General features: G+C 28.3%; 12 protein-coding genes. 8 read left to right on the top strand and 4 right to left on the bottom strand.

Annotated features, from left to right (window positions below; all coding sequences use genetic code 11):
* Positions 1–33: 33 nt before the first annotated feature.
* The 3 genes from H8S20_RS03025 (at position 34) to fliB (ending at position 3,001) form a co-directional block, all read left to right on the top strand.
* Entirely contained in the window at positions 34–1,035 is a 1,002-nt protein-coding gene (locus tag H8S20_RS03025) for an ABC transporter substrate-binding protein (RefSeq protein WP_186859252.1), read from the top strand.
* Positions 1,016–1,747 carry an ABC transporter ATP-binding protein gene (locus H8S20_RS03020; RefSeq protein ID WP_032119815.1) on the top strand — a complete coding sequence of 244 codons (732 nt, stop codon included), beginning with the start codon at positions 1,016–1,018 and terminating at the stop codon, positions 1,745–1,747. Before H8S20_RS03025 ends, H8S20_RS03020 begins: the two co-directional genes overlap by 20 nt.
* A gap of 111 nt (positions 1,748–1,858) precedes the next feature.
* Positions 1,859–3,001, top strand: coding sequence for a flagellin lysine-N-methylase (gene fliB, locus H8S20_RS03015; RefSeq protein ID WP_186859251.1), 1,143 nt, complete (start codon positions 1,859–1,861; stop codon positions 2,999–3,001).
* 82 nt (positions 3,002–3,083) lie between these two features.
* Here the strand turns inward: fliB and speE are convergent, their stop codons facing one another.
* Positions 3,084–3,935, bottom strand: coding sequence for a polyamine aminopropyltransferase (gene speE / locus H8S20_RS03010; protein ID WP_032119985.1), 852 nt, complete (start codon positions 3,933–3,935; stop codon positions 3,084–3,086).
* 10 nt (positions 3,936–3,945) lie between these two features.
* Positions 3,946–4,365: an adenosylmethionine decarboxylase gene (gene speD / locus H8S20_RS03005; protein ID WP_186859250.1), complete on the bottom strand. Its 420-nt coding sequence runs from the start codon at positions 4,363–4,365 to the stop codon at positions 3,946–3,948.
* 361 nt (positions 4,366–4,726) lie between these two features.
* Here speD and H8S20_RS03000 point away from each other — a divergent pair, with 361 nt between their 5' ends.
* Together H8S20_RS03000 and H8S20_RS02995 are read left to right on the top strand one after the other, a co-directional pair.
* The gene (locus tag H8S20_RS03000) at positions 4,727–5,287 is read left to right on the top strand and encodes a TetR/AcrR family transcriptional regulator (protein ID WP_032119812.1); all 561 of its coding nucleotides are present in this window, start codon (positions 4,727–4,729) and stop codon (positions 5,285–5,287) included.
* A gap of 223 nt (positions 5,288–5,510) precedes the next feature.
* Positions 5,511–7,280, top strand: coding sequence for an oleate hydratase (locus tag H8S20_RS02995; RefSeq protein WP_186859249.1), 1,770 nt, complete (start codon positions 5,511–5,513; stop codon positions 7,278–7,280).
* Between the two features lie 98 nt (positions 7,281–7,378).
* On the opposite strand, the gene H8S20_RS02990 is transcribed toward H8S20_RS02995, so the two are convergent.
* Positions 7,379–8,872, bottom strand: coding sequence for a response regulator transcription factor (locus H8S20_RS02990; protein ID WP_186859248.1), 1,494 nt, complete (start codon positions 8,870–8,872; stop codon positions 7,379–7,381).
* Entirely contained in the window at positions 8,853–10,604 is a 1,752-nt protein-coding gene (locus H8S20_RS02985; protein ID WP_186859247.1) for a sensor histidine kinase, read from the bottom strand. Before H8S20_RS02985 ends, H8S20_RS02990 begins: the two co-directional genes overlap by 20 nt.
* Positions 10,605–10,724: 120 nt before the next feature.
* Between H8S20_RS02985 and H8S20_RS02980 the strand changes: the two genes are divergently transcribed.
* From H8S20_RS02980 to H8S20_RS02970, 3 genes are all read left to right on the top strand, one after another.
* On the top strand, positions 10,725–12,032 hold the full coding sequence (locus H8S20_RS02980) for an ABC transporter substrate-binding protein (RefSeq protein WP_042282119.1): 1,308 nt from the start codon (positions 10,725–10,727) through the stop codon (positions 12,030–12,032).
* A gap of 84 nt (positions 12,033–12,116) precedes the next feature.
* The gene (locus H8S20_RS02975) at positions 12,117–13,103 is read left to right on the top strand and encodes a carbohydrate ABC transporter permease (RefSeq protein ID WP_081921806.1); all 987 of its coding nucleotides are present in this window, start codon (positions 12,117–12,119) and stop codon (positions 13,101–13,103) included.
* Positions 13,104–13,118: 15 nt separating this feature from the next.
* On the top strand, positions 13,119–13,955 hold the full coding sequence (locus tag H8S20_RS02970) for a carbohydrate ABC transporter permease (protein WP_032119808.1): 837 nt from the start codon (positions 13,119–13,121) through the stop codon (positions 13,953–13,955).
* Positions 13,956–13,970 lie beyond the last annotated feature (15 nt).

Here is a 13,970-nt window from a genome sequence, read left to right as displayed (position 1 = left end):
TATATTATATACTAAAGAGTAGGAGAATTAAAAATGAAAAAAAAGATAATATCATTGATTGCATTAGGATTAGCATCTACTTTATTTTTTGGTGGATGCGGAGCTAAAAGTGAAAAATCAGAGGGAAATGGATTAGAAAAAGTAAAGCTAATATTAGATTGGACGCCTAATACAAATCATACTGGATTTTATGTAGCTAAAGAACTTGGATATTATGAGGATTTAGGACTTGATGTTGAAATAATTCAACCATCAGAAGGTTCATCATTACAATTAATATCAGCAGGAAAAGGAGATTTTGCTGTGAGTTACCAAGAAGATTTAACATATGCGAAAACTTCAGATAATCCTCTTCCGGTAAAAGCTATAGCAACTATTATTCAACATAATACTTCAGGATTTGCTTCACCTAAAGAAAAGAATATTACAACAGTAAAGGATTTTGAGGGCAAAGTTTATGGCGGATACGGTGGTCCAAGTGAAAAAGCTATTTTAAAGGCTGTGATGGAAAAGAATGGTTCAGACTTTTCTAAGTTAACTACAGTAGACGTAGGAACCGAAGATTTCTTTATAGCTACTAAAAATAATATTGATTTTGAATGGACTTTTGAAGGGTGGACAAATATATCAGCAAAATTAAGAAATTTTGATATTAATTATATACCACTTAGAGAGTTAGATGAAAGATTAGATTACTATACGCCTATAATAGCATCTTCAGAAAGTGTGCTTTCAGAAAAAGGTGATATGGTATCAAAGTTTATGGAAGCAACATCAAAGGGATATGAATATGCAATTGCAAATCCAGAAGAATCAGCAAAGATTTTAGTTAAGGCAGTTCCAGAAATAGATGAACAACTGGCTATTGAAAGCCAAAAGTTTTTAGCTAATGAATATAAAGCTGATGCATCTAGATGGGGAGAAATGAAGGATAGTGTTTGGAATAACTACACTCAATTCTTATTAGAAAATGAATTGATTCAAAAAAATTTAGAAGCAAGTGAGGCTTATACTAATGAATTCTTACCAAAGTAAAATTCTATTAAATGGAATAAGTAAATCTTATGATGGTATGAAGATATTAAAAGATATTAGCTTTAATGTTAATAAAGGTGAGTTAGTAACTATTGTTGGACCTTCTGGAAGTGGCAAGAGTACTATATTTAATATTATAACTAAATTAACAGAAGTTGATGGTGGCAGCTTAAATATCAATGGGGATGTTAGTTATATGTATCAAAAGGATATGATGGTTCCATGGAAAAAGGTTATAGATAATATTGCAATACCGTTAGTTCTTAATGGGATGAAGAAAAAAGAAGCAAGAGAAATTGTTGAAAAACATATAGGTATATTTGGACTTGAAGGTTTTCAAGAAAAATATCCTAGTCAACTATCAGGGGGGATGAAGCAAAGAGCAAACTTATTGAAGACTTACTTAACGTCTAATGATATTATGCTCTTAGATGAACCATTTGGAGCGTTAGATTCTATAACCAGAGGAAAATTACAGAAGTGGTTAGTAGGATTAAAGAAGAAAACAAATTCAACTATATTGTTTATAACTCATGATATTGATGAAGCAATCCTAATATCTGATAGAATTTACGTTATATCAGAAAAACCAGCCATTATAAAAGGTGAGGTTAAAGTAGATATTTCTCGTGATAATTATGAGGAGATATCCTTAACTAAAGAATTTATTGAAATTAAAAGAAATGTTTTGAAGCTCTTAGGTAATACCTAAGAGCTTTAAATTTATAAAAAATTAAAAATAGTTCATAAAAAGAAAGTTAAGGATTTTTACTATTTATTATGTTAAAATTAAGAAATTAAACATAATAATTGGAGTTGAAATATGAATAAAGAAATAAATATATCAAAGATATCATACTATGATAAGTTTAAATGTATTGCAGATAAATGTAATTTTACATGTTGTGAAGGTTGGGATATTGCAATAGATTATGAAACTTATAGTAAGTGGAAGAATATAGAGGATAATAGCCTTTTAAATAATGTTAAAGTAAATAAATGTGGAAGAAAAAAAGAATACCTAATAAATAAAGAAACTAGCGAAAGATGTTTACTCCTTGACCATAAAGGATTATGCAATATAGTTAAAGAGAGGGGAGATGAATACTTATCTTTAACATGTCGTACATTTCCTAGAGTAGAGAATAGATTTGAAAGCATAAAAGAAATTTCATTGTCTTGTGCGTGCCCAGAAGTAGTTGAGATTATAAGTAAGATAGATAATGAAATAAAGATGGATAACAATGGGTTTGAAAGTTCATATGAAGATTTATTAGAGCTTAAGATTAGAGAAAATATAGTTAATATAATAAATAGAGATAATTTGGAGTTAGATAAAAAACTTATTTTAAGTTTTCAGATGTTATTAAACATTTTAGATAATGAGGAAATTACAGAAGATTTATTATTAAGTGAATTTGAGTATTTTGAAGATAATAAATATTTAAAAGAACTTATAGATATTTATGATGATATAGAGATAAATAAATATGAGTCTATTAAAGAGATAAACAATTTATTTTTAGATATTATAGAAAATTATAAAGAGGTTTCAGGGTTAGAAATTCTATTAAAAGATATTTCACACTATGCTGAAGAAGTAAATTTAGAGCATATTTTGTGTAAATGGGAAATTTTCAAAGATAAGTTTGAAGATTATAATATGTTAATTAAAAATTGTATAATTGCTAAAGTTTTAAGTAGTTGTATAAGTGATGATATTGAAGAATTAGCACTTTCACTTCAAATGATAATAATAGAATATTTATTAGTTAGATATGCTGTGTTTTTAAATTACTCTATAAGGGACGATAACAATATAAAGTTAGAAGATATTAAAGATTATATTGTATGTTTTTCTAGAGTTATTGGAAATAATAGCGATTCAGTTATAGAATTTATTGAAGATGGATTTGGAGATCCTATTTTAGAAATAGGATATTTATGTTTTATAAGCTTATTTTAAAAAGAGAAAGGCCTATATTATTTACTAAACACTAAGCAATAAAAATTATATTGCTTAGTGTTTTATTAATATAAGTTTAAGATTAATTCTCGCTATTTAGTAGTTTTATTACATAGTTAGGGAGAGAGAAAGCTCCTTTATGTAATTCTGTATTATAATATTTAGTTTCTAGTTCTAATTCATTCCACTTTTCGCTGTCTAAATCTTTAATAGGATCTAATACTTTTGAGGCGAAACAGAAAATCATGTGACCAGATGGGTAAGTTGGCATATGGTATTGATAAGCCTTACATATACTAAATAAATTGTTTAATTTTTTATAAGATCTTTTCATTTCATATGCATTATGAGAATAGTAAGGGCTCTCACATTGGTTTATTAATATACCCTTTTCTGTTAAGGCGTTATAACAGTCAGTATAAAACTCAGCTGTGAATAAACCTTCACCAGGCCCAATAGGATCAGTTGAATCAACTATTATTAAATCATATAAGTTCTCTTTACCTTTAACAAACTTTATTCCATCCTCAAAGTATAAGTTAACTCTAGGATCAGATAATTTATTTGATGTAAAAGGTAAATGTTCAATAGAAGCTTTAACTACAAGCTCGTCTATTTCAACCATATCTATATTTTCTATATTATTATATCTAGTAAGTTCTCTAACTGTACCACCATCACCAGCGCCTATAACAAGTACATTTTTAATTTCTGGGTTAGTAGCTAGAGCAACATGAGTTATCATTTCGTGATAAATAAATTCATCTTTTTCAGTTACCATTGTCCAATTATCAATAACTAAAACTCTCCCAAATTCATAAGTGTCTATTATGTCTATCTTTTGAAACTCACTTTGAGCAGAATAAAGATGACTTTTTACTTTCATTGAGAAATTAACGTTTTGGGTTTGATTTTCTGTATACCATAATTCCATATTCATCTTTTTATACCTCCAATTTATGGGACATTACTAATTGATCATATTGACCATCACCAAAAGTTTTAATCTTGTCCACAAGTCCTCTAGAAACTTCTGTCGATTCACTTCTATTTGCAGATAATACCTTCTCAAGATACTTAAATCCATTCCATGGATTAACACTATCACCGCATGTAAATAAATCTACTGATGCATAACCATATTCTGGCCATGTGTGAATTGTCAGATGTGATTCTTGTATAATTACAGCACCACTTACTCCCCATGGATTAAACTTATGAAAGCAGCTAGTTACTATTGTTGCATTAGCTTCTCTTGCGGCTTGATTCATAAACCTTTCAATAGCTTCATGATCCTTTAATAATTCCTTATCACAGTTATAATACTCCACTAAAATGTGTCTTCCTAATTGTTCAATATTCATAATAAACCTCCAATAATTTTAAATTACATCCATCCAACAGATAAATATTTTCTTAGTAAAAATGCAATATTCATAAAACCTCCTATTAAAAATTTGGGAAAAGTTTAGTAATAGTAAACTTAAGGTTAACTATTACTAATACAATAGATATTTTAGTAAATTACGAATTATTTGTCAATATTTATGATTAATATTTGTATGAAAAACTATAGTTAAAATGTAAATGGATAGGTATAAGGATATATTTTGTGATATCATATTTTATATAATAATTTAAATATAGAGTTTTTTTTAGGATAAAATTTACTACAAAATATCTTTAGGACTTCTAATATTTATAAAAGGAGGTTTGGATAAATGTATGTCACAAACAACTAAGAGAGCTTTTGAAGCTTCAATAAAAAAATTAATGGAACAAAAGCCGTTAGATAAGATAAAGGTCACAGATATTACTGAAGATTGTGAAGTAAATAGACAAACATTTTATTATCACTTTAAGGATATATATGATTTGTTGGAGTGGGTTTATACTAATGATGCAACAAGAGCTATAGGGGATAAAAAAACTTATGATACATGGCAAGAAGGGCTGTATGAAATATTTAAGTATATCTTAGACAACAAATCTTTTGTTCTTAATACATACAACTCTCTAAGTAGAGAATACTTAGAACGTTATTTATATAATGAAACTTATTTACTTTTAATTGGAGTAGTAGAAGAAAAAGCTAAAGGTATGTCGGTTAAAGATAAGGATAAGTCTTTTATTGCAGATTTTTATAAATATGGATTTGTAGGACTTGTACTTGAGTGGGTTAGAAAAGGAATGAAGGAAGAACCAGCTGAAATAATTGAAAGATTAAATATGTTGATTTCAGGTAATATTGAAAAAGCTTTAGAAAGTTATAGAAGAGATAGATAGAAATAAAACTCTATTAGATTTTACTAGCATATATTTAAGATGCAAAGTTTAGTCTAATAGAGTTTTTAATTTTAGACAAATAATGGAGTTTGTCTAAAATTTATACACTTTTAAGGGTATGTTTAAAGCTTTGACATAGTACTGATTTTGTCTATAGAAGAAGTTCTCTCAGAGTAATAGTATAAGTATATAAATTTAATGATTATATGAGGGAGGATTTTTTATGTATTATAGTAATGGAAATTATGAAGCATTTGCTCGTCCAGAAAAACCAGCAGATGTAGATAGAAAGTCAGCATATCTTGTAGGAGCAGGTTTAGCATCTTTATCAGCTGCATGTTTCTTAGTTCGTGATGGACAAATGAAAGGGGAACATATTCACATTTTAGAAGAGCTAAATCTACCAGGTGGAGCTTGTGATGGAATTAATGATGCTCAAAGAGGGTTTATTATACGTGGTGGGCGTGAAATGGAAAATCATTTTGAATGTTTATGGGATTTATTTAGATCAATTCCTTCAATAGAAACCGAAGGAGTATCTGTATTAGATGAATATTATTGGCTTAATAAAAAAGATCCAAACTACTCTTTAATGAGAGCTACAGTAAATAGGGGAGAAGATGCTCATACTGATGGTAAATTTGGATTATCAGATAAAGCATCTATGGAAATTGTTCAATTATTTTTAACTAGAGATGAAGATTTATATGATAAGAAGATTGAAGATGTTTTTACAGAAGATTTCTTTAGCTCAAACTTCTGGTTATATTGGAGAACAATGTTTGCTTTTGAAGAATGGCATAGTGCATTAGAAATGAAGTTATATATTCAAAGGTTTATTCATCATATCGGTGGACTTCCAGACTTTTCAGCACTAAAGTTTACTAAATATAATCAATATGAATCTCTAATATTACCAATGGTTAAATATCTAGAAGCGAATGGAGTTGATTTCCAATATAATACTCAAGTTACTAATGTAATATTTGAGAAATATGGAGATAGAAAGATTGCAAAACAAATTATTTGTATCCATAACGGTGAAGAAGAAGTTATTGATTTAGTTGAAGATGACTTGGTATTTGTTACAAATGGTAGTTGTACTGAAAGTTCTAGCTATGGAGATCATGATCATCCAGCAGAATTAAATACTGAAGAAGGTGGTTGCTGGAAGCTATGGAGAAACATTGCAGCTCAAGATTCTTCATTTGGTAATCCAGATAAGTTCTGTACTAATATTCAAGCTACTAATTGGGAATCAGCTACAGTAACTACTTTAGATAATAGAATACCTCCATATATTCAAAAAGTATGCAAGCGTGATCCATTTAGTGGAAAAGTTGTTACAGGAGGTATAATAACTGTCAAGGATTCTTCATGGTTAATGAGTTATACTTTAAATCGTCAACCTCATTTTAAAGAGCAACCAGATGATCAACTTGTTGTATGGGTTTATGGATTATTTACTGATAGACCAGGAGATTTTATAAAGAAACCGATGAAAGAATGTACAGGATATGAAATTACACAAGAATGGTTATACCATTTAGGTGTTCCAGTAGAAGAAATACCAGATATGGCTAAGAATTCGGCTAGATGTATACCTTGTATGATGCCTTATATTACTGCATTCTTTATGCCAAGAACAGCAGGGGATAGACCAAAGGTTGTGCCAGATGGATGTGTTAACTTTGCATTCTTAGGTCAATTTGCAGATACAGTTCGTGATACAGTATTTACAACAGAGTACTCAGTAAGAACAGCTATGGAAGCGGTATATACTCTTTTAAATATTGATAGAGGAGTGCCTGAAGTATTTGGTTCTTGCTATGATATAAGAGTTTTATTAGATTCAACTTCTAAAATGATGGATGGTAAGAAATTAACAGATATTAAGTTGCCCCTAAAAGCTAAATTAGTAGAAAAGAAAATAGCTAAAGAAATTGAGGGAACTATAATTGAAGAATTATTAAGAAGATATAATTTAATATAGACTTAATATATAATGTAAATAAAAAATATGTATTAAAATGCCTCCTGTATACATGACAGGGGGCATTTCAGCGTAAATTATATACTACTATCTTAATTTTAGATGTTAGATGTTTGTTTATATTTAAGTGGTGATATACCTACATGCTTTTTAAATAGTTTACTAAAGTAATAGTAGTCTTTATAACCTACTTTTTCAGCTACTTCTGCAAGTTTTCTATCATCATTTTTAAGTAGGGATTTAGCTTCAGAAATACGTCTTTTTGTTATATATTCAACTAAGCTCTCACCTGTGATTTTTTTAAAGGTAGAGCTCAAATGGCAGCTATTAATATAAAAATGAGATGATAAATAATCTAAATTCATATCATCGGAATAGTAATTCTGATCTATATAATCTTTAACTTTTAGTATTGTTTTTGAGGAAACAGAATTTTTAGTGTTTTTAACCTTAGATTGTTCTTTTGTTAAGCGTTCATAATAAGTACAACAATACATCTTAATAGAAGTTATATCTTTGCTTGTATATAATAAATTGTTTGTAAGATGATCAAGATTTATTAAAGATAAATACTCACCGTTACCTCCTAAAAATACATCTTCTATTGATGACAAGAAATAATTAACCAGTAATTTTAGGGCGTGTACATCTTTGGTTACGTTTATCTCATTTAAATAAAATTCAAACTTATTTATTAAGCTATTTTCGCTGTCAGAGCGTGCTAATAGTTCGAAGTCAAGCTTAAGATTTTCGGGTAGTGAGTAAGTTTTATATTTAATATCCTTAAAAGTGAATATTGAAAACTCATTGTAAAAAATCTTAGATGGAAATAAAGTAATACATTCAAAGAAAGAATCCTTAATTTTTTTAATATCTTTACAGTTTTTATTAAAATAGCAATAGGATAATATTCTCTTTTCAACTAGAGAGTTAAACAACTCCCTCATTGAATCAGAATATATTGAGTTAATAACTATTATTTTGTTTCTTTTAGAAATACCATAAATAACGTCATAGGGTTTAAAGTTATTATTTAAAAAGTTATACAAATCAGTTATATAAGATTCCTTTGACAATTCTACTGATACAAGAATAAAATTATCACTCTTAATATTAAGGGGAGAACTAGTTATATCTACGTCATTATAAAGAGAATCTATTATATATTGATATTTTGATTTTTCATCTAATTCTTTTAAAGCTACTAAGTTTTGGTCAGATTTTTTTATTAAAGAAATACATTTATCTATAGCAGTATAAAGGTCAGACTTTTTTACAGGCTTAAGCAGATATTCTACTATATTATATTTAATAGCCTGTCTAGCATATTCAAATCTCTCAAAACCTGTAAGAAATATTACATTAGTTTGATAAGATTCAGCTCTTAGATTTTGCAGGAGTTCAATACCTGTTAATTTAGGCATTTGTATATCGATTATTGCTATATCAATAGGGTTATTTCTAATGATTTCCAAGGCCTCTAAGCCATCTGAAGCTTCAAAAGTCTTATCAAATGTAAAATTACTATCTCTTAAATACTTTAAAAGTTTTGCTCTAATAAGATATTCATCATCAACTAAAAGTATATTCATCGCTGTATAACTCCTTTCTTATTGCAGGGATTACTATCGTGATAGTAGTTCCAAAATTCTTTTTACTTTTAATTTTAAAAATGCAATTATTATGATAAAACAAATTTAAACGTTCTATAGTATTTTTTACGGCAAATCCACCTTTTGCTGAAGATGATATATTACCGTTAATTACTTTTTTTAATTCAGCTTCTGTCATTCCTACACCAGTATCTTCTATAGTTATTTTTAATTCATCATTAAGAGATTCAATAGAAACTATTACTTTGCCTTTATCATCATTATTTTTTAAACCATGGTAGATAGCATTTTCTACTAATGGTTGAATTAAAAGTTTTGGACAAGAAAATTGTTCCAAATTGGAATCGCAGATAATATCATAATCAAAAATGTCATAATATCTAAGCTTCATAATCTTTAAGTAACTTTCTGTTAAGGAAAGCTCGTCCTTGATTGAAATAATATTATTTCCTTTGCTTAAGGCACCTCTATAAAAGGTTGAAAGATTTGAAATCATATCTACAGCCTCGTCATTCATTTCAAGTTCAACTAGAGCAGAAATATTTTCAAGTGAGTTATATAAAAAGTGAGGCTTTATTTGTAACTGAATTAGTTCAAACTCAAACTCTTTCTTTTTATTTTGTTCAACAGTTATTTTATTAAGTAAATTTTTAATATATATAATAAGATGATTAAATTTTCTTGAAAGCAAACCTATCTCATCATCAGATAAAATTTCTATTTCTGTTGACCAATTACCTTTTTCTACTTGGTTTATAGCAAAAGATAGATTATTTATTGGCTTTATAATAGATTTTGCAATGGTTTTAGAAAGAGCATAAGAACATAATAAACCTATGAATGTTAAAAGTATTAATGATATAATAAGTAATTCTTTATTTTTAATTAAATCCTTTAAGTATATATCAGCAACTATGTTCCACTCTAATTTGCTATGATATAGCATAAGTGTTAATTTATCTTCTTTTCTATTATTTATTATCTTTATAGAATCTGTTGAATCAGCAAATTCTAAGTTTTTTCTAAGATTGAAAATATTATCAGAAATTTCATTTTGATTAGATGAGGAAACTATAAAACCTTCATCATTAATCAAAAAGAAATCAGAGAATTTACTATAATTATCATTGGTATAGTTTGTAGATAGAGTAGATTCGTCAACAAAGATTTCTAAAGATCCAATTAGTTTTCCTGTATGCATATTAAAAATTTGTTTTATTGTATAAAGATAATACTTTCCGGTTGTATCAGAAATAGCACCATACCATTTGTTAAACTCCATATCATAATTTACAAAACTAATAAGTTTATTATTTGTTTTAAATGCAAAGTTATCAATAGAATGTAATATAACTCCGGATATAACAGAATTTTTGTACATACTGTTATCTATAGCTCTTTGAACATTTAATATATCTGCTTCACTAGGATAGATATTATTTATACTACAATTAGTTAGTATATTTTGAACTTCTGAATCAATAATAATTCCGGTGGCGCTCGATTCAGCAGAATTTAAAACTATGTTAGTTTGATTACCTATTATCTCAAGTGTATCTAATTCTCTAGATATAGAATTACTCTTTATAGTGTTATATGAAATAAAATATGCTATAAAAATCAGAAGTAATATGATTGATAAAGTTACACAAAATGAGAAATAGAATACTTTATCTTTGATTGATTTAAATTTAAAAAAGTTAATTTCCATAAAGCAAGCTCCAAATAAATTCTAAAAATAGTACAATGTACATCAAAAATAATACATTTAATCCCATTAATGTAAATGTTAACATAGAATCATAGAAAATGAAAGGTAGGGAGAGGTTTTATGAGAAAAAAAATTATTGGCTTAGTTTTAGCTGCGATTACTATGACTTCATTAGTTGGATGTGGAAATAAAGGTTCCAACATGAGTAGTGAAGGAGGCGATATTGTAACTATAAAGGTGCTATCAAGATATAGTAGTGACCAAGGACCAGATGACATTGTTTTTAATAGTAGAATAGAGAGCTTCATGGATGAAAATCCTAATATTAAAGTTGAACATGAAGCTATTGGTGATGAAGCAACATATAACAATATGTTTAAAACATCTATAGCAACAGGGGATGCTCCAGATATCTTTGTTAATTACGGGGGAACTCAATTCCAAGATTATGTTGAAAGTGGATTATTCTATGATTTAAGCAAAGTGGCTGCTGAGGATAAGGAATGGGCTGATAAGTATATTCCAACAATGTTAGATGCATGGAAATATGAAGATATAGAAGGGTTCTATGGAGTTCCAGTAGCATGTTTTGCTACAGGAGTTTATTATAACAAAGATTTATTTGCACAAAATGGTTTAGAGGTACCTAAGACTATAGAAGAATTTGAAAAAGTATGTGATGCATTTATGTCAAAAGGAATTACACCATTTGCTTTAGGTGACAAAGACAACTTTAGAGGTGCACATCTTTTAGCAAATTTAATATTAAAAAGAGAAAATTTTGATTATACAAAGTCTGTTATTGATGGAGAAACTAAGTGGAATGATACAGCTATGAAGGAAGTATTTGAAGTAATGTCTAGCTGGCAAAAGAAAGGTTACTTAGGAGATAATATTACAACATTAGATGCAACAGGTGAACAAGCTTTATTCTTAAACGGTGAGACTCCAATGCATATAAATGGATCATGGTTTATGACACAAATTAGTGAAGCTGAAAATCCAGAGAGATTTGGATTTATACCATTCCCTTATTTTGAAAAGTATCCAGAATACAAAAACAACTGGCATTCAGGAACTTCAGAAGGAATAAGTATATCTGCTAATAATGGTGAAGAAAGATTAGAAGCATCAATTAAATTATTAAAATATTTAACAGATGCGGATGCATACAATGAATCACAAAAAATTGCTAAAGGTGGAATTTTCCCTGTTACTACAATGGAAGAAATTGATGATATTACACCAATAGCTAAAGAGTTTAATGAGGTTTTTGTTGATGTTCAAGATACTAAATTAGAGCCAGGAGATTATGCTAAAAATCCACAATTAAGAGAAGAAATAAGAGATGCTATACAAGGTATGTTTGCTGGAACTAGCGTAGATGATACTTTAGCTAGAATACAAAAAGTAACAGATATGCAGTAAGTTTGGAGACAAGCTTTTAATAGGAGGGTCGTGGAAAATACGACCCGCTTTATCTAGTATTAAGGGAACTAGGGAGGTTAAAAAATGAGAAGGGTCGTAACAGAAAATCAGCAATCAATAGAAGAAAATTTAGAAAAAATCAATATAAAAAGTAAAAAGAATAATAATCTTAAGAAATCTAAGCTAAAGAAAATTCTAAAAAATAATACTGTTTTTATAGCGTTTTTACTTCCAGCAATTTTTATATATACATTTTTTTATATTGCGCCTGTATTTAAGTCATTTTATTTATCATTTGTAAAGTGGAATGGAATTCCAGCTATTTCTAAGGAGTTTGTGGGTTTACAAAATTTTATTAATATATTTAAAGATCCAGCATTTTATAATGCTTTAAAAAATGTAGCAGTTTTTATAGGAGTAAGTTTTCTTATAATTATGCCATTTGCGTACTTACTAGCTTTAATGGTTAGCAGTAAATACATTAAAGGAAAGAGATTTTTTAAAACAGTCTATTTCCTACCATCAATATTACCAAGTGCTGCAACAGGGTTAATGTGGACATTAATTTTATATAAATCAGGTGGAGCATTAAATACATTGTTAATGAAAATAGGTCTAGGAATGGCGCAACAAGACTGGTTAGGCAATCCTAAGATTGCAATATTTACTGTTGCATTGGTAAATGCATGGGTATTTATAGGATATAATATGATTATTTTTATAGCAGGATTAACTAATATATCAGATGACTTAATAGAAGCTGCTAAAATAGATGGGGCTGATGGATTTAAAGAGCAAATACACATAGTTTTACCTTTAATGAAAGAAAGTTTCAAAATATTCTCAGTATTGTCTATAGTAGGATCATTCAAGGTTTTTGACATAATTTACGTTATGACTGGTGGAGGGCCAGGGGGAGCTACAGATGTTCCAGTAACATTATTGTATGACCAGGCGTTTAAATATAACAACTTTGGATATGGTAGTTCAATAGGTATGTTAATATTAATAGCATCAATAATATGTACGTTAATATTAAATAGAGTATTTAAAGAGAAAGAATATGCGTAAAGGGGGGAACAGAATATGCTAAATAATAAAGAAAATAAAATAATAAAGTATCTTATGTACGTATGTGCGATAATATGGGCTATTTTAAGTATTGCACCATTGATTTTTACATTAATATCATCATTTAAAAGCACTAACGAAATATATGGTAATGCATTTTCACTTCCTAATAGTATAGATTTTACTAACTATCAAACTGCAATGGAGAAGGCGAATATTTCAACTGCCATATTTAATTCATTTTTCTTATCTATATCAACAACTGTTTTAGTAGTATTACTTTCAACATTAGTTGCTTATGTAATAACAAGAACAGGATTTAAACTTAGAAATTTAGTTTTGACATATTTCGTAATAGGGTTAACAATTCCAATGCATACAACAATAATTCCAATAGCAGATATTATAAATAGATATGGATTTAAGAACAAACTTATACCACTTATATTCCTTTATGCAACGTTCCAATTACCGTTTGCGGTAATAATGATGACTGGGTATATGAAGGGCATAAGCAAAGAAATTGATGAAGCCGCTACAATTGATGGTTGTGGAAGATTAAGATTGTTATTTAGAATATTATTACCACTTAGTAAGCCAGCAGCAGCTACAGTATCAATATTTACATTCTTAGGTGTATATAATGAGTTTATATTTGCTCTTATGTTCTTAACTGATAAGTCAAAATATAATATCTCAGTAGCACTTATGAGCTTAAATGGAAGATATTCATCAGATAAAGGTGCAATATTCGCAGCTATAAGTATGTTTATAATACCAATTATTGTGATTTATGTTCTGTGCCAAAAGCATGTTGAAAAAGGTATTACAGCAGGAGCTGTTAAAGGATAAATTATTATAAAATTA

Source organism: Clostridium hominis, assembly GCF_014287825.1.
Lineage (GTDB): Bacteria > Bacillota > Clostridia > Clostridiales > Clostridiaceae > Clostridium > Clostridium hominis.
Note: the sequence above shows the minus strand (reverse complement) of the source record. Positions and strands in the feature narration are given on the sequence as shown.